Consider the following 17,006-nt stretch of genomic DNA (forward strand, 5'->3'; position numbering starts at 1 on the left):
CGGGGGATGTCTTCGGGAGGGATCAGAAAAGCGGTGATCGATGGAGATTGAGACGAGGCGATGATCGAGACGGAGTGGTGATCGGACCGGAGATTCGAACCCGGTCACGTTTCATTCGAACTGAGTAACATTCGATTCTCCTCGTTGTCCGTTTGAAACGTCGTTTCGAGTATCGTGTTTGTGCGGGATGCGTTCGCCCCACCATAATTTTATTATCTTTTGTTATGTATGGGTGTGTGGGATGATTATAATAGCCATTAGAGGGACGAGTGTCCCAGGGTCGCATACTAGTAGAGTCACAACCGAGTCGATACGAGACAGTAGACGGGTGATGGTCAGATGGTGGTAGATGTAATCGCTGCATCGTTACCGCTCATGATCGTTGCCGTGCTCATTGTCGGATTTTTGTGGCCGGCGACGCGAGCAATGCCGATCGCCTGGCTAGCGGCGCTTATTATTGGGTACGTCATGTGGAACAATCCGCCGGAGTATCTCGCCGCGGCGTCGATAGTGGGGGTGATGACCGCCCTCGAAATCCTCTGGATCGTCTTCGGCGCGCTCGTCCTGCTTTATACGTTGATGCAGGTCGGTGCGTTCGATCGGATCAACAGGGGGTTTACCGCAATTTCGGACGACAGGCGCGTTCAGATCGTTCTCCTCGGCTTTCTACTCGCGACGTTCATCGAGGGGGCTGCGGGCTTCGGGACGCCGGCAGCCGTCGTCGCTCCGCTGTTGCTCGCTCTCGGATTCCCCGCGCTCGCGGCCGTGCTCGCGGCGCTAATCGGCCACATAATCGCCGTCACCTACGGTGCGGTCGGGACACCCATCATCGTCGGAATTCAGGATCCGCTCGCGAGCGTCTCTTTTACCCGGGAGGCGATTCAATCGGAGGGGATGTCCGTTTCCGAATACTCGGTCGAAGTCGCCGCATGGGCCGCAACCTACCACGCGCTGGTCGGGTTCGTCATGCCGCTTTTCGCGGTGGCGATGGTCGTCTACTTCTTTAGCCCGAAAGGAGAGCGATCGATCAAGCCCGCCCTGTCGGTTTGGCCGCTGTGTTTGTTCGCCGGCGTCGCCTTCGCAGTCCCCTACTGGCTGTCGGCGTGGTTCCTCACGGCGGAGTTTCCCTCATTGATCGGCGCGATGGTCGGCGCGGCTATCGTCGTTCCGACGCTCAGAGCGGGATACTTCCTCCCCGAGGACGAATGGGACTTCCCGCCTCGATCGGAGTGGCCGGATCACTGGGTCGGAACGATCGAGCCGGGGTCAAACGGCAGCGAGGCTGCGGAAGCTGCACAGGCATCCAGTGGCGGTCGATCGATGTCGTTGTTCAAGGCCTGGTCACCGTACGTCTTTCTCGTCCTGTTGCTCGTCGTTACCCGTGTGATCGAACCGATTTCGGAGTTCCTCACCAGTTCGCTGTTCGTCCTCGAGTGGACGGACATCCTGGGAACGCCCCACGAAGCCGGTATCGAATGGGGATTCGCACCGGGGATGTGGTTGCTCGCGAGCGCGATCATCGCGATCCCGCTGTTCAGGATGAACGGGACCGAAGTGAAAAACGCGTGGCGCGAGGCCGGGGAGAAGATCGTTTCTCCGCTGATCGCGCTCGTGTTCGTCATCGCGATGGTCCAGGTCATGCTCCTCTCCGGTGAGGCACCGAACGCTCCGGATGTCGGGAGCATGATCGAAGTGCTCGCCGTCGCAACCGCGAACGTGTTCGGACCGGTCTATCCGGCTATTGCGCCGCTGATCGGCGCGCTCGCCGCGGCGATGACGGGATCGAACACGGCGTCGAACATCACGTTCGGCGCGTTCCAGTTCGAAGCGGCCTCGGAGCTCGGATTGCCGACGCAGATCATCGTCGGTGCGCAGGCGGTCGGCGGCGCGATCGGTAACCTCGTTGCGATCCACAACATAATCGCCGCGCTCGCGACCGTCGGCCTCGTCGGCGAGGAAGGGCGCATCATGCGACTGAACCTGATCCCACTGGTGTATTACGCCGTGTTCGTCGGCTTCTGGGTGATGCTCTTCGTCTACGTCATGCCCGACGTGTTCCCGGAGGTGTTCGACGTCTTCTAGTCGACACGCCCCGCCTCGAGCGAATGACCGAGTTTCAACTCCTCTTTGGGAAACGACCGGCGGATTGTGCCGGGGCGGTGCTGTCGGCGGATCGAGCCCGATAACACGGGCTAAGATGACGGAAGCAGTTCGTTGACTTTCTCGATCGGATGCGGCGGGGTCTCGGCTGCTTCTCGGTCGCCGATCTGGCTCCGACACGATCCGCCGGGTGCCACGGGGGTCCCGTCGCTCGAGTCGAGTTTCTCGAAGAGTCGTTCGCCGATCGCCTTCGAGAGGTCGTAGTGTTCGGCCTCGTAGCCGAACGAGCCGGCCATTCCACAGCAGGTCGAGTCGATCGGATCGACGGCGTAACCGGATCGACGCAGAACGCCGACGGCGTGGTGATCCCGCCCGGTCGCTTTCTGGTGACAGTGTCCGTGGTAGGCGAGCGTTTCGTCCGTCTCCTCGAGCGGTAACGCCTCAGTGAGGCGGTATGTGTCCATGTACTCGGCGATGCCGTACGAGTGCGAAGCGACCGTCTCCGCTTTCTGGATGGTCACCAGATCGAGATACTCGTCCTGGAACGCCACGGCGTCGGACGGCTCGAGGGTGACGATCTCGTAGCCGTCGTCGATGTACTCGCCGAACCGCTCGATATTCGCTCTTGCTCGCGCCTCTGCGGCGTCTAGCAGCCCGACCGAATACGCCGCTCGACCGCTCGGCCCGAGGTCGTCCGGGATTTCGACGTGAACGCCCGCCGACTCCAGTACGCGGACGGCAGCTTTTCCAGGAACGGGGTAGTTGTAGTTCGTGTACGTGTCGGGAAACAGTATCACCTTCCGATCGGCCTCGTTCGGATCGACTCGAGAGCCGCGAGCCTCGAACCAATCCTGCAGTGATTCTCGCTCGAACGGGGGGAGTTTCCGTTCCGCGGAGATTCCGGCCACTTTCTCCATCACGAGGCGAGCTCCCGGCAGGCGTTGGCCGACGTTGGACAGGGGCGCCAGCGCGCTGCCGACTCTCGAGAGCGTGTCGATGTTCGCAAACAGCCGCTCGCGCAGACCGACTCCCTGCCGTTCGTGGTACTGGTGTTTCGTTTCGGCCTTGAGCTTCGCCAGATCGACGCCGGTCGGGCAGTCGCTCTTACAGCCCTTACAGCCGACACAGAGGTCGAGGACCTCCTCCTGAAAGCGTTTTGAGTACATCTCCTCTTCGGGAATCTCGCCTGAGATGGCCGCTCGAAGCATGTTAGCGCGACCGCGCGTCGTCGCGATTTCGTCTTTCATTCCCCGGTAGGTCGGACACATTACGTCATCGGTTTGTCGACAGGTTCCACAGCCGTTACAGAGTTCGACCAGTTGCGCGAACCCGCCCTCCTCGGAGAAGTCGAGTTTCGTCTGGGGTTCGATAGCGGTGTATCCCTCGCCGTACCGGAGGTTCTCCCGCATGTCCGTCGGGTCTTCGTCTGTGTAGACGACCTTCCCGGGATTCATCCGCCACTCCGGATCGAAAACCGATTTGAGCGCTTGAAATGCCTCCCAGAGCTCCTCGCCGTACATCTTGGGGTTGAACGCGGTGCGGGCGAGTCCGTCGCCGTGTTCCCCGGAGAACGACCCGCCGTGGTCCAGAACGAGGTCGGTCACGTCTTCGGTGATCGACTGCATGGTCTGGATGCCGTCGTCGTCTTTCAGGTTGAGGATCGGACGGATGTGTAACGTCCCGCTTCCCGCGTGAGCGAAGTACGCGGCGGAGGTGTCGTGATCCGCCAGGACGTCCATGAACTTCCCCACGTACTCGGCGAGTTCCTCGGGCGGAACCGTCGCGTCCTCGATGAACGGGTACGGCTTCGGGTCTCCCTCGAGACTCATCAACAGCGGGATAGCCGCTTTCCGAAGCTTCCAGAGCTTCGTCTGGTCTTTCTCGGTGTAGGCTTCGATCGCTTCGAAGGCGTCCCCGTCGTCGACGAAATGGGCGTTCGTCCGTTCGATCGGCTCCTCGAGGTCGTCGAAGAGTTCGGAGTCGAATTCCAGCATCAGCGCCGCTTTCGCGTCGTTCGGGATCGGTTCCTCGTACCGAGAGAACTGCTCGGATTCTCGGGCCAGTCTGAACACTTCGCTGTCCATCAACTCGACAGCACTGGGGTCGAACTCGAGCGCTTCGGGTACCGCCTCGAGCGCGTCGAGGAGGTCCTCGAAACAGTAGAGGACGAGCGAGGTTTCCTCGGGGAGCGTCACGAGGCTGATCTTCGCCTCGACCACGATTCCGAGGGTGGACTCCGCGCCGACGAGTAGTTTCGAGAGGTTGAGCACTCGATCCCCGTCGGCGTTCTCGTAGATCACCTTGTTGAGGTTGTAACCGGAGACGGTTCGCTTGAGATCCGGGTACCTCGACTCTATTTCGTCGGCGTTGTCCTCCACCAGCGAACGGACGGTCCGATATATTTCTGCTTCGCGGTCGTCCCTCGAGACGATCTCGTCCCACTCCTCAGAATCGAGGACGACTTCGCGCGTGTGAATGAGCGATCCATCCGCGAGGACGACTTTTAACTCCTCGGTGTAGGCGTCAGTGATTCCGTACCGAACCGAGTGTGCGCCGGTCGAGTTGTTCCCGATCCCGCCCCCGATCGTCGCGCGGTTCGACGAGGCTGGATCCGGGGCGAATTTCAATCCGTACTCTTCCGCCGCGTCGTCGAAGTGATCCTGAACGACACCCGGTTGAACGCGCGCTCGTCGGCGGTCCTCGTCGATCTCTAGAATTTCGTCCATATAGACCGTCGTATCGAGGACGACACAGCCAGGGCCGACCGCCTGTCCACCGAGCGACGACCCGGCACCCCGAGCGATGACCGGCACGTCGTGGTCGGCCGCGACGCGGACCGCATTTCGGACGTCGTCACTGTCGCGGGGGAAAACGGCACCCGCTGGGCGGGCCTGATAGACGCTCCCGTCGGTCGAATAGAGTACTTGCGCGTACTCGTCGAAGCGCACCTCGCCGCTGACAACCGAACGAAGGTCATCGGCGAGCGCGGCGTAGTCGCTCACATCACTGTACTCGTGTCCGAGTTCATCACGAAACTCCTCGTAGTTACCGAGGTCACCGTGTGGCTTCTTGACGGCCATCAGTTTTCATTGTGTTACCGATTATCATAAATCCATGCATGACACTATTTGGCACGAATTTGTCGGGTTCGAAGCGCTTGTTGATAGCCGTGTCCACCGGTAATACTGTTATGTCGTGAGCGGACACTCTAGTCGGATAACCAGTGAATTTAATAGGGTAGTCATCAGGTCAAACGGTATGGAGCTTATCCATATCAACGTCAACGTCGCTGACGCGGACGAAACCATCGAGTTCTACGAACAGTTCGGCTTCGAGGAGAGCTGGGAGTTCGAAACGCCTGACGGCGAAACGCAGAACAGATACATCGCGGACGCGAACGGTATCGAACTGCAACTCTCGGACACCGACGGGGAGGACTCGTTCGAAGGGGGGACGGAGTGGGACCACCTCGCTATCGGCGTCGACGACGTCGATGAAGTCTTCGAGTCTATCGATCACTACGGTGTCGTGGAGGAACCCGGTGATCAGCCAGCAGCCGGCGCCCGAACGGCGTTCGTTTCCGATCCCGACGGCCGAACGGTCGAACTCGTGGAACCCCTCGAGTAACTGACCGTCGCTGAGCGGGTAAAATCGAAGTCAGTTTTCGAAGGTAATCGTCGAGATTCGATTGTCGCGGCGATTGTGGCCGGTAGAGGATTGGACCGTGACCGTCAGAGGATATTCGCGGCGGTGGCGGTTTCGACGATCTCTTTGGCCATTTTGTTGGTAGCCTCGTCGACCATCTGTCCGTCGACCTTTACGGCACCTCTCCCTTCGTCCATCGCCTCGGCGTAGGCATCGACGATGCGCTGTGCGCGGTCAGCCACGTCCGGATCGGGGGCGAAGACCTCGTTTCCGATTTCGATCTGACTCGGGTGGATCGCCCACTTGCCGTCACAACCGAGCATGTTCGCACTCTCGGCGGATTGACGGAAGCCTTCATCGTCCTCGATGTCCGCGTACGGGCCATCGAGACACGGGAGTCCGGCGCTTTTCGCCGCGGCGTTGATGTGCGAGAGGGCGTGGTGCCAGTAGTGGCCCGGATACTCGGGAAATTGTCCGATGTCGAGCCCCGGTGTTCCCATTGCCGCCGAGTAATCGCCCGGACCGAAGATCACGCTCGAGAGCCGGTCTGAAGCGTGGGCGATTTCGTGAACGTTGTGTATCCCCTCGCCGTCTTCGATCTGTGGCTCGAGTCCGATTTCGCCGACCTCGAGGCCGTTGTTCCGTTCGACTTGGACCAGCAGATTCTCGACGGTATGGATATCGCTCGCGCTTTTGACCTTCGGGACGATGATGTCGTCGATGTTTTCTCCAGCCCCACTCACGACCTCGATGACGTCGTCGTACCACCACTGCGTGTCGATACCGTTGATTCGATACGACAGGACCGTGGTACCCCAATCGTGTTCGTTCGCGGCGTTGATGAGCGGATCTCGGGTCTCGGCCTTCTCGTTGGGTGCTACCGAATCCTCGAGGTCGAGGAATACCTCGTCGGCATTACTCGAAGCCGCGCTCTCCATCATTTTCACGTCGCTCGCTGGCGTCGCCAGCTGCGTTCGTCGAAGTGTTAACTCGGACATTATCGGATTACCATCTAAGTAAGAGACGTGATATCTATTAAAAGTATCTTTTCGCTCTATTTTTTACTCCGTGATTTTTGAAGTTGAAGCGACTCCTCTTGGTCCTGTCTATCGGACGAGGGGGAAAACGGTCTGCTCATTATTCCCTATTCCAGAACAGATTGGAATCCGTTAAAAGGACCACTCTACTTACGACCGTACCTTTGTAAAATATCCGGCCTTCGGTGTTTCTTCGAAATCGACAGTATTCGCGGTGCAGTCTGCATCTTAGACGGCATGATGCATGATAGGATCGACCCCGTTAGACCGTTCTCTATATAAGAATAATAGCTAACAGTAACGATGCGTATTCGATTCCCCATTCCCTAATTCCAGCATCGGTACCCCAGATCAAATCGCTTGACTGACCGACGAACTCCGATTTGTTTTCAATAATAGAACAAGATTTATTGATCTGCAAATAATCTACCTTGTGTATGGGAGAACCGGCCAAACACCCCGTCCAAACGACCAAGAAATCATTAATCATTATTGAAACACTCAGCCGGATCGGTGGGACACGCGTTACCTCGTTGGCCAATGAACTCGATATGGGAAAAAGCGCCGTTCACAACCATCTCAGTACGCTCGAGGAGCACGGGTACGTTGTCAAGCAGGGGAACAGGTACTGTCTCAGCCTCAAATTTCTCGACATCGGATGTCAAATCCGAAGTGAGATGGACGTTTACAAGGTTGCCAGGCCGAAAATTACGGAGTTAGCCGACGAGTCAGGTGAGCTGGTCCACCTCGTCGTCGAAGAAGACGGAAAAGGCGTCTATCTGAGTCGAGCGAAGGGTGATCAGGCCGTCGACCTCGATACGTACATCGGCTGTCGGCACCACATGCACAGCTCGGCGTTCGGAAAGGCGATACTCTCACACTACGCCACCGAGCGCGTCAACGAAATCATCGACCAACACGGACTCCCCTCTGTGACGCCGCAAACGATAACGTCTCGAGACGAACTCTTCGAGGAATTAGACCGAACGTCCGAACGCGGGTTTGCCGTCGACAACGAAGAACGTCTCGAAGGGCTTCGCTGTATTGCTGTTCCGATCCGGTTCAACCCGGAGACGATTGGTGCGATTAGCATCTCGGCACCTACCGCACGCATCGACGACGAGTGGGAGACGAACGAGATCGTTGATCAACTCTGCCGAACGGCGAATGTTATCGAACTTAACAAGTACAACGTGTGAACGGTCTGTGCGGGTCCCCATCGTGAACAGGAAGCCGAACACTATGGTCCCATCGCCGTCGCGTTTCCGTCTCCTCGTTGGATGACCATCACCGCCTGGACGGTCGCCGCTTCCGGGTTAGTTGCCTCGTTCGCGGGCCCCTCGGGACTGGAGGGCGTCTCGAGGGGCAACCGTCTCTCTGTTATCCCATCGACGCCAGCGTTTGAATCACCGTTCAGATTGTAACCGTTGAGAGTCTATTTGATACGTGATCAATTCGAAATTTCACGATATAGTAGTGTGCGTTTCTACCAAGAACACTTTCGAAGTTTGCCCGATTGGAACCCACGAGTAGTGAGTACAGTCAGCCGATTTGTAAGAATGTAGAACGGCTTTTCGATGTCGATTCGATCGGACAGTTGAAGTCATCACCCATATGAGCCGGTAGAGGGATATTTACTGGTTGTTTCCGACGAGTCCAGAACGGTTTGGATTTCCTGTCGCTCGGTATATCTACGCAGAAAGGTGGCGACCGGATTGACCCCTATTCAAATCATCCGATAGCAAGAATCAGCTCTGATCGTGTTGTATTGTAATATATAGACAATACCCATTGTGCGTACTATTGAAACCCATCTATCAAATTCTCCGTACGCCGGATTCGCCGTAGCGGATTTCGAGTGCGTACTCGACCAGTGGACACGTACCCGGTCACCGATGAAGGCGTTTTACCTCGACCGTCCCAGGCTTGGGGTATCCAATCCTCTCTCACAAAACTCAAGTGAGTTGAACTCAGACTATCACACATCACCGATGAATGATGAACGAAACGGCGCTACCCAGGTATCGGACGGAGACGAGGAACTGACGGCGCAACTTTACGAAACTATCGAGGAGTTCGACTGTACTTCTGGAACGCTCCATCGGAAAGAAGGAGACAGTCTGAACCTCATCGCCCACAAAGGTATCCCGGAGTCCGTTCTTGCGAGGACAAAAACGATCCCGATCGGCAAAGGGATGGCGGGGATTGCGGCGGAGCGCATGGAACCGGTGGAAGTCTGTAACTTACAAACGGACGACTCGGGCGTCGCTGAATCCCGTGCGCGAGACACTGGAATGGAGGGCTCTATCGCTGCGCCGATTATCAGTTCGGACGGCGAACTTGTGGGAACGATTGGAATTGCCAAACCCGACACATACGAATTTACGACTGCTGAACGCGAACAGTTGATGCAGATCGGCACGCAGATCGCAGACCGTCTGTAACTAGTGATTTGGGTCGGAAACAGATTTGTCGTTTTCTGTCCGCTTACGTACGTCCGCTCCCACTCGCATGATCCGGCGGACCTTGTTCCCCTGCATGATCCGGTGGTCCTTGCTCGCCCGCGTGATCCGGTGGTCCTTGTTCCCCTACATGATCCGGCGGACCTTGCTCGCCCGCGTGGTCCGGCGGACCGCATTCGCCTGGCTGATCGGGTGGTTCCGGATGCCCTTCATCTTCATCATCTGCAGGGACGACCTCGAACGGAAGCATCATATCGTGGTCTTCGTGTTCGAGGACGTGACAGTGCCAGGGGTACCTGCCCGTAAAATTCTCGAAGCGAGTCATGATTCGAACGGTTTCGTCCGGTTCGACTCGGACGACGTCCTTTTCCCCTCGTTCGTTCGGATCGGGGTCGTCGGTCCCGTCCGGCCCGCGTCCGATTACTTCGAACCCGACCAGGTGGAGATGGATCGGATGCGTATGGCTCGTTCCGTTCTCGAGTTCCCATATTTCGGTCGATCCGAGCTCCGGTTCGACGACCGCGTCTTCGTCGAACATCCGCGAATCGTTGAGTAGATTAATACCCAATCCGTCCTCGAGGGCCATGTTCATCGTCATGTGCCGAGTCTCCGCGACGTCGTCTTCGTCGAAGCCGTCGAATCCGGGGAGATCTATCTCCGTCGGATTTGCACTCGGATCCGCCGGCTCCTCGCTCGGATCGGTGACTCGAATCTGGAGCAATTCGTCGAGATCACTTCCATCGTTTTGGCCCATGTAGGGCCACTCGGCATCGTTTGTAACGGTGAACGTTTCTCCCGCGTATTCGGAAAAGTCGACGACGACATCCGCGCGCTCGAACGTCGTAAGTAAGAGCGAATCGAGGTCTTCGTCCGACCCGATCGAAACGACGGACTCTAGGAACCCTTGATCGGGGGCGATCTGGTACATCGTCGGAACGGATTCGTCGGACTCGTGTTCCAATCTGAGATTGAAGGCGCGCCCGTTCGATCCGTTGACCAACCGGAAGCGATACCGACGCGGCTCGACTTCCAGTTCCGGCCAGACGGCTCCGTTGACAACCGCCGTGTCGCCGGCGTAATCCGCGACGAACCTGTCCGGGTATTCGAGCGACCCGTCCTCGTTGAACGCTCGGTCCTGCAAGAGCAACGGGATATCGTACTTGCCCTCCGGCAGACCGAGTTCCGTTTCCGCTTCGCTCTCGATGAAGTAAAAGCCAGCGAGACCGGCGTACACGTTGAGACGGGTGATACCGAGCGCGTGGTCGTGATACACCCCTGATAGTCTCGCCTGGTGGTTTGGGACTTCCTGAACGTCTTTTTCGTACATTGGTCCGGTAACTCCTGCGGGGGACGTCCACGCCAGAGACTGACCGTCGCTTTCGGGTTCGATGTTGAGTCCGTGCAAATGGGTCGACGTTCGGACCTCCGGAACGTCTGAAACGTCGTACTGGTCAGGATAGTCTTCGGGACTCGTTCCATCGATTCGGTCGTCAACTTCGAAGAGATGTTCCTCCGGAAGGGCGCTGTTATCGAAACAAACGTTCACCTGTTGATCACGTTGACTCTTGATGATCGGCCCCGGAAAGACGCCGTCGTATCCCCACAGCGTCGTCTCCGGGAGATCAGGATGTAGTTTTTGGGTAAACTCCGTTATCGGAATTTCGTAGTGATCTATTCCGTCGCGTTCCTCGTCGGGCTCTCGTTGCTCCGGAATCGGGAGCGGTTGGACGAATTTCTCGAGAGAGGGCAATGCCGTCGTCGCCGCTACTGGTGAACCCTGTGAAATGACTCCCGTAATTCCGAGAGCTGCGCCGGTTTGGAGCACGTGACGTCTCGTTAGTTTACTCATTGTCGCCCTCGTTTTGCGCTGACGGAAGCCGACCGCGCGACCGAGAGGTTGCGGAATCTCTCAGATCACCTGTCCAATTTTCGCACCCGGGTGTGCTACCCCCGATAATACGATTCGAAAGGGTGATTCGCGAACTGTCGTGTCTATTCATGTCGAACCGTCGGTTTCGAAAATTGTGTGGCATTATTTAACACTACCTGTGTTAGGTAGGTCGCAACCAAAATAAAACTTTATGATACGGACCGAATATAAGCAAGATATTCAGTCAGGATCTATTAGTCTCGGCTGTATCACTGACCGACCCACTGCGGTGGTTGTTGTAAGTACGACCGAGGTGTTATCTGACCAAAGTACGCGTAGTAGAAACAGACAATAAATATCAATCAAACCCTTGAACCCGGATTCGTACGAAGAGTTTTATTACGATCCATAACGGATGACAGGTATGCGGATCACAGATTACGAATTGTTTGAAGTTCCGCCGCGGTGGCTTTTTCTGAAGATCGAAACCGACGACGGGCTCGTCGGTTGGGGAGAACCAATCGTTGAGGGACGAGCGCGGACGGTTCGGACAGCCGTCGACGAGATTATGGACAGTTATCTCCTCGGGAAGGACGCTCGCCGAATCGAAGATCACTGGCAAGCGATGTATCGTGGGAACTTTTATCGTGGTGGACCGGTACTGATGAGCGCGATTGCAGGTGTGGATCAAGCGCTCTGGGACCTCAAAGGAAAACAACTCGAGGTCCCCGTTTACGAACTTCTCGGGGGTCCAAGTCGAGACCGAATCCGTGTCTATCAGTGGGTTGGCGGCGATCGGATCGAGGAAGTCGGGGCAGAAGCGAGGCGATTAGTGGATGCCGGCTACACGGCAGTGAAGATGGACGCTGTTACGCAGGCACGACACATTGAGCCTCCGGAGGTGGTGCGAGAGGTCGTCGCTCGAGTCGAACACGTTCGAGACGTGGTTGGGGAGAGCGTCGATATCGGAGTCGACTTTCGCGGACGGGTTTCACAATCACTGGCCAAGCGCCTCGCAAAGGCTCTCGATGATTGTGATCTGCTGTTCATCGAAGAGCCGGTCTTACCCGAGAACCTCGAGCATCTCCCGGATGTCGCGACACATACGACTACCCCCCTGGCTACGGGCGAGCGGCTGTACTCTCGGTGGGACTTCAAGCCGCTTTTCGAGAGAGGGGGGATCGACGTTGTCCAGCCGGATGTCTCCCACGCTGGGGGCATTTCGGAACTCGTTCGAATCGCGTCGATGGCCGAGGCACACGACGTGGCGATCGCACCGAACTGTCCGCTCGGGCCAATTGCACTCGCCGCGTCGTTGCAGGTCGATGCGTACGCCCCGAATTTGCTGATTCAGGACCACGCGTTCGACAGCCGCACAACGCCGAAAAGCGCCGCGGACGATTACCTCGCCGATTCGTTCATCTGCGATTTCGAAGACGGCTATCTGGATCTTCCGGAGGGGCCGGGGCTCGGGATCGAAATCGACGAATCTTCGGTCCGCGAAAAAGCGAGAGAGAACTTGGACTGGCACAATCCAGTTTGGCGGCGAGACGACGGGAGTATAACCGATTGGTGACTGCCACTGAGCGGTGGCCAGTAGAGCAGGACTACGCTCCTACGCCGATCGTGTTCGTCGATTGCAGATCTATTTTCCTTGTCCCATGACTTCGCATTCGATCGTCTCGGTATAGTGGTCGAAGAACGTACTCGAAACTGTTTCGCTTGCCGAAACACAATGATTCCAATGCTATCATGAATGGGTATTATATACATGGTCTTTGTTGTCTCATCACAATATTAGGGCCTCCTTTATATCCGTATGTGTGTAAAAAATATGTGGCGAGACGACCGTGTTTCGTCAGTGTAAACAAGGGTCATGGAGGCAGGAGCCAACCGTTTTCAAAACGAAGCTACGCGAAGCTGGATTCGACTTTTCGGGCTGTACTCTGGAGGGTGCCGGGAATAATATCTTTGAACCGTTTTCCAGAGAGTTCGTCGGGTTTTCCTGAGACGTACACAGCGGCGGAAAAATCGGGATGTGTGACGCTAGTCGCGACACTGTTGACTCCTTGGTACTGCTCCTGACGATCGAATGCGAACCCGTGATCACGGACGCGGGAAATTTCGTCCAGGAGGGTCTGGTGCTCGGTCAACGTCTGGTTGGTAATCGCCGGTAACTCCTCGCTGGTAACGTACTGTTTGACCGCATCCGGAGACCACTCCGAGAGCAGTGCTTTACCAGCGGCGCTACAGTGGAGAAAACGCCGATTGTGGGAGGCTGTATCGCGTTCTGGTTGACTCCGTGTGACGTAGACATCAACCGCTACATTGTTCCGTTCGATCACGAGGCCCGCCGTCTCGTTAACCGTGTCAGCAAGGTCGTCGATAAGCGATTCAATCGGTTGGATCATCGTCTCATGCTCTGTGACATGATGGCTGAAATCGACGAAACGAATAGACGGTCTGTACTTACTGTTTTTCTTCTCGACGTATCCAAGTTTACGCAGCGTATACAGGTGTTTGTATACCGTGCTTTTGTGGATGTCTGTGCGGCTGGCAAGTTCAGTAACGCCGAGTGGTTCCCTGTTATCGATCAGTACCTGCAAAATACGGAACGTCGTTTTCGTCGCTTCGATCGTTTCCATTTGATTCTCCTTGTTCATAGGATGGTAATAACTATCGAACTAATAAGCGTTTACGATGTCGAAACAACCGCCTTCGACGAACTGTTAGCGTGCATCGGTTCCTTTATATTCAGTTGCTAGTATCACGAAATACGGATTGATATGGCTACTTCGAATATTTGTGACGAACTCGACGTTCCCCGAGTCATCAACGCTGCCGGGACCAAAACCCGAATCGGTGGAAGTGTGATACGCCAGGAAGCACTCGAAGCGATGCAAGCGATGTCTGGTTCGTTCGTTCGACTATCGGACCTTCAGGCTCGTGCGAGCGAGCGTATCGCGAGGATAACGGGCGCTGAATCCGGGTACGTGACGAGCGGAGCCAGTGCGGCCCTCTTGCTCGGAGCGGCGGCCGCTATCGCTGGCGATGATCTCGGGGTGATGAATCGATTGCCGAATACGGAAGGCATCGCCGACGAAATCGTGATGCCACGAACGCACCGAACCGGATACGATCACGCGTTCCGTGCTGCCGGTGCAACCATCGTCGACGTCGGGACGAACGACTATCATCTCGGAACCGGCTCTTCCAATGTCGAGCTGTGGGAGATCGAAGCGGCGATCTCCGCTCAAACGGTTGCGATCGGATACCTCCAGAAATCATACACACAACCGCCTCTAGAGGAGGTGACAGCACTTGCCACCGAGAACAACATCCCGGTCATCGTTGATGCCGCAGCCGAAGTTCCGCCGGTCACGAACCTCTCGCGGTTCATCGAAGCGGGTGCCGACCTCGTCGTCTTCAGCGGCGGAAAAGCGATCCGCGGCCCACAGACGACCGGTATTATGGCCGGCCGACACGATCTGATCGAGTCTGTCGCCCTTCAACAACTCGACATGCACGTCGAAGATACTATCTGGTCACCGCCACCCGAACTTATCAATGCCGACAAACTGGACGGGATACCGAGACAGGGAATCGGTCGATCGACGAAAGTCGGCAAAGAAGAGCTCGCGGGAGTACTTAAAGCGCTCGAGCTCTTTGCCGAAGAGAACCACGAGCGAAACGAACTCGAGTGGCGTCAAATCGCAAAACGGATCGCGAACGAACTGGCCACCGTAGATGGTCTCGAAACTCGTCTGAGCGACTCTGAGGACAGGTCGGTTGCACCAGAAGCGATTGTTACGGTCCATTCGGATCAGACGGACTGTACGGCGACGGAGCTCGTGAAATCGTTACGGAAAAAAGACCCCAGAATATTCGTCGGCGCGGATCGCCTGCATGCAAACGAGTTCACGATCAATCCGATGTGTCTTCGCGACGACGAAGTCGAGTACGTACTCGAGGGGTTCGATTCGCTGCTCGGTTCAGAAGAGTCTACCTGATCGGTCTCGCGAATCGGTTTCGGCTATCAGTGTTCGTTATACACGCCGAAACGGTGCGTTCTGCCATCACCGCCGAGGTGCGTTACGTTGACCACCCAGATCGCAAAATTCGACCGCTGGACTCAGTAAAGTACGGGCACTCATCTGTCCACACTCGTATTCAACTCCTCGGTGTCAGTCGTCAATCGTCCGTTGGCGGTTCCGTCCGTTCTCATCTCCGGTACTCTGTTTCGGTCTTTACTTTTTCTTTCCGGAACTCACCTATCGCCCCACCTGTTGAGCGCGCTAACTGTGGTAGTTTCCTCGCACCGAATAGCAGGATCACGATAGCCAATGCGATCAGAAGTTCCGTTCCGCCTGGGATGACTAGTGGAATCGCTGTCGCATTCATCAACAGTTGGGAACGTCCGCCACTGATAGTAATTTTCCGCGAATAGATACTCTTTTGAAACATCTTCGCACACGGCCCAAGTCTCTCGATACCGTTTAGCTACCCGAAGCGACACGGAAAGTCGTCGCAGGGGTTGTATTCGCTCGGGACCAGTTTGTGTGAAGGTGACGGTAATATCACCAAAACAATTAAGTCGGTCGTTGGTATTTGTTACTTCATGGCACGAAAGACGCGCAAACAGGATAGTCAAGACGGCGACGATTTCAGCGTCAAACGAAGGCAAGTTCTCCAGGGTATCGGCGCGACGGGTGTCGCAAGCGCCGTCATGACTGGCTCGGTTCATGGCGGAACCAATTCCCGAAACATCCGGCGAGTGCAGGCCAACCTCGAAGAACTGGATCAGGAGCGAGAAATCCCGACCAGCTCCCAGTTCTTCTCGTTCAACGAACTCGAGGGGTACTCGAACGCCGATCTAATTCACCTGAGCGCCGATGCCGGGCTCGATTCGTACGAACCGTTCATGATTGACGACGCCGACGCCATGCTCGAGGCCCAAAACGAGACGGGTCTTTACATGAGTAGCGCACACGTGGGTATTGACGATATCGAGGACGATCCGGAGGGGATGGCCGAAACCTACGAGCAATTCTCCGTCGACGGCCGCAATCCGCCGCTCATCGAGCCTGCGATCCGAAATGAGTGGGATACTGAAGAAAGCGTTATCGAACTCGCAGAGCGCATCAACGCGGCCGCGGACCTAATGGCCGAACACGACTTCGAATTCGGCTACCACAACCACGACTTCGAGTTCGAGTACCTCGACGATGCGGACGAACGAGCCTACGACGTGTTCATCGAGAACATCGAAGATCACGTCTATATCCAGCTCGACGTGGCGTGGGTCTATGCGGGCGTCGATCGTCCTGATCCGCTCAACTATATTGTCGAACACGGCGACAAGATCAAATCGTTGCACATGAAAAACTGGTCCGAAGCCGACGGTGCTCTCACGGAGATCCACGAGGGCGATTTAAACCAACGCGCAATCGCGACCGCCGCGCGCAGGGCATCCCAAGTCGATCACCTCGTGTACGAGTACGACAACTCGCCGCAGCCCTACGACTCGTTCGAGTACGCCGGCGAGTGGCTCAATAAGATAAACCACCCATGGGACCCTGACGGGATTCCCGGCATTCCGGACGCCGAGGCACATCCAGCGAAAATCGCTAACTAGCGGTTCGGACTGTTTTTGCGTGGCGAATCGATTGTGTATGATAAGTAAGTGCCAATAGAGTGAATTGCGGTTACGATCGAAGACTGCAATCCAGTCACGGTTGGCGGCCGACACGCTGGGAGCGCTCGTTGATCGACCGAACCGAAACAACGTCCCTCCGTAAACCGAACCGTAGAGACAGAGTGTGACGGTGACATCAAGATACTCGAAGAGGAAGTCTTCAAGAACGGCATCCCTGATTTTGGTGAGACAGCACT

12 protein-coding genes and 1 pseudogene are annotated in these 17,006 nt (G+C 56.5%); 7 read left to right on the plus strand and 6 right to left on the minus strand.

All coding sequences use genetic code 11. The features are described from left to right. Window positions 1-339: 339 nt before the first annotated feature. Window positions 340-2,082, plus strand: a complete 1,743-nt coding sequence (locus QNM96_RS18630; RefSeq protein ID WP_283838242.1) for an L-lactate permease — start codon at window positions 340-342, stop codon at window positions 2,080-2,082. 110 nt (window positions 2,083-2,192) lie between these two features. Here QNM96_RS18630 and QNM96_RS18635 read toward each other — a convergent pair whose 3' ends face one another. After that, window positions 2,193-5,180 carry an FAD-binding and (Fe-S)-binding domain-containing protein gene (locus QNM96_RS18635; protein ID WP_283838244.1) on the minus strand — a complete coding sequence of 996 codons (2,988 nt, stop codon included), beginning with the start codon at window positions 5,178-5,180 and terminating at the stop codon, window positions 2,193-2,195. A gap of 178 nt (window positions 5,181-5,358) precedes the next feature. On the opposite strand from QNM96_RS18635, the gene QNM96_RS18640 reads away from it, so the two are divergent. Next, window positions 5,359-5,727, plus strand: a complete 369-nt coding sequence (locus QNM96_RS18640) for a VOC family protein (RefSeq protein ID WP_283838246.1) — start codon at window positions 5,359-5,361, stop codon at window positions 5,725-5,727. A gap of 104 nt (window positions 5,728-5,831) precedes the next feature. Here QNM96_RS18640 and QNM96_RS18645 read toward each other — a convergent pair whose 3' ends face one another. Next, complete coding sequence (locus QNM96_RS18645) at window positions 5,832-6,743, minus strand: CoA ester lyase (RefSeq protein WP_283838248.1); 912 nt, start codon at window positions 6,741-6,743, stop codon at window positions 5,832-5,834. A 476-nt stretch (window positions 6,744-7,219) separates the two neighbouring features. Between QNM96_RS18645 and QNM96_RS18650 the strand changes: the two genes are divergently transcribed. Next, entirely contained in the window at window positions 7,220-7,981 is a 762-nt protein-coding gene (locus QNM96_RS18650) for an IclR family transcriptional regulator (protein WP_283838250.1), read from the plus strand. Window positions 7,982-8,022: 41 nt separating this feature from the next. Here QNM96_RS18650 and QNM96_RS18655 read toward each other — a convergent pair whose 3' ends face one another. After that, window positions 8,023-8,151, minus strand: coding sequence for a hypothetical protein (locus QNM96_RS18655; RefSeq protein ID WP_283838253.1), 129 nt, complete (start codon window positions 8,149-8,151; stop codon window positions 8,023-8,025). Between the two features lie 622 nt (window positions 8,152-8,773). Here QNM96_RS18655 and QNM96_RS18660 point away from each other — a divergent pair. Beyond that, window positions 8,774-9,226: a GAF domain-containing protein gene (locus tag QNM96_RS18660; protein WP_283838254.1), complete on the plus strand. Its 453-nt coding sequence runs from the start codon at window positions 8,774-8,776 to the stop codon at window positions 9,224-9,226. Between the two features lie 43 nt (window positions 9,227-9,269). Here QNM96_RS18660 and QNM96_RS18665 read toward each other — a convergent pair whose 3' ends face one another. After that, on the minus strand, window positions 9,270-11,093 hold the full coding sequence (locus tag QNM96_RS18665; protein ID WP_283838255.1) for a multicopper oxidase domain-containing protein: 1,824 nt from the start codon (window positions 11,091-11,093) through the stop codon (window positions 9,270-9,272). A 445-nt stretch (window positions 11,094-11,538) separates the two neighbouring features. Between QNM96_RS18665 and dgoD the strand changes: the two genes are divergently transcribed. After that, on the plus strand, window positions 11,539-12,690 hold the full coding sequence (dgoD, locus tag QNM96_RS18670) for a galactonate dehydratase (RefSeq protein ID WP_283838256.1): 1,152 nt from the start codon (window positions 11,539-11,541) through the stop codon (window positions 12,688-12,690). Window positions 12,691-13,024: 334 nt separating this feature from the next. Here the strand turns inward: dgoD and QNM96_RS18675 are convergent, their stop codons facing one another. Then, entirely contained in the window at window positions 13,025-13,777 is a 753-nt protein-coding gene (locus tag QNM96_RS18675) for an IclR family transcriptional regulator (RefSeq protein WP_283838258.1), read from the minus strand. 123 nt (window positions 13,778-13,900) lie between these two features. Here QNM96_RS18675 and QNM96_RS18680 point away from each other — a divergent pair, with 123 nt between their 5' ends. Next, the gene (locus QNM96_RS18680) at window positions 13,901-15,124 is read left to right on the plus strand and encodes an aminotransferase class V-fold PLP-dependent enzyme (RefSeq protein WP_283838259.1); all 1,224 of its coding nucleotides are present in this window, start codon (window positions 13,901-13,903) and stop codon (window positions 15,122-15,124) included. A gap of 223 nt (window positions 15,125-15,347) precedes the next feature. Here QNM96_RS18680 and QNM96_RS18685 read toward each other — a convergent pair. Beyond that, window positions 15,348-15,515, minus strand: a pseudogene (locus tag QNM96_RS18685) (twin-arginine translocase TatA/TatE family subunit); the annotation flags it as partial. A gap of 217 nt (window positions 15,516-15,732) precedes the next feature. Between QNM96_RS18685 and QNM96_RS18690 the strand changes: the two are divergent. Continuing rightward, window positions 15,733-16,749 carry a hypothetical protein gene (locus tag QNM96_RS18690; protein ID WP_283838260.1) on the plus strand — a complete coding sequence of 339 codons (1,017 nt, stop codon included), beginning with the start codon at window positions 15,733-15,735 and terminating at the stop codon, window positions 16,747-16,749. The last annotated feature ends 257 nt before the right edge of the window (window positions 16,750-17,006 follow it).

Origin of the sequence: Halostagnicola sp. A-GB9-2, from assembly GCF_030068615.1 — an archaeon.
In the GTDB taxonomy this organism is placed as follows: Archaea; Halobacteriota; Halobacteria; order Halobacteriales; family Natrialbaceae; genus Halostagnicola.

Bases quoted from the DNA above. Each gene is read 5' to 3' on its own strand.
- QNM96_RS18665 (WP_283838255.1), bottom strand. From the start codon at position 11,093: ATGAGTAAACTAACGAGACGTCACGTGCTCCAAACCGGCGCAGCTCTC.
- QNM96_RS18690 (WP_283838260.1), top strand. From the start codon at position 15,733: ATGGCACGAAAGACGCGCAAACAGGATAGTCAAGACGGCGACGATTTC.
- QNM96_RS18635 (WP_283838244.1), bottom strand. From the start codon at position 5,180: ATGGCCGTCAAGAAGCCACACGGTGACCTCGGTAACTACGAGGAGTTT.
- QNM96_RS18660 (WP_283838254.1), top strand. From the start codon at position 8,774: ATGAATGATGAACGAAACGGCGCTACCCAGGTATCGGACGGAGACGAG.
- QNM96_RS18675 (WP_283838258.1), bottom strand. From the start codon at position 13,777: ATGAACAAGGAGAATCAAATGGAAACGATCGAAGCGACGAAAACGACG.
- dgoD (WP_283838256.1), top strand. From the start codon at position 11,539: ATGCGGATCACAGATTACGAATTGTTTGAAGTTCCGCCGCGGTGGCTT.
- QNM96_RS18630 (WP_283838242.1), top strand. From the start codon at position 340: ATGGTGGTAGATGTAATCGCTGCATCGTTACCGCTCATGATCGTTGCC.
- QNM96_RS18640 (WP_283838246.1), top strand. From the start codon at position 5,359: ATGGAGCTTATCCATATCAACGTCAACGTCGCTGACGCGGACGAAACC.
- QNM96_RS18680 (WP_283838259.1), top strand. From the start codon at position 13,901: ATGGCTACTTCGAATATTTGTGACGAACTCGACGTTCCCCGAGTCATC.
- QNM96_RS18645 (WP_283838248.1), bottom strand. From the start codon at position 6,743: ATGTCCGAGTTAACACTTCGACGAACGCAGCTGGCGACGCCAGCGAGC.
- QNM96_RS18650 (WP_283838250.1), top strand. From the start codon at position 7,220: ATGGGAGAACCGGCCAAACACCCCGTCCAAACGACCAAGAAATCATTA.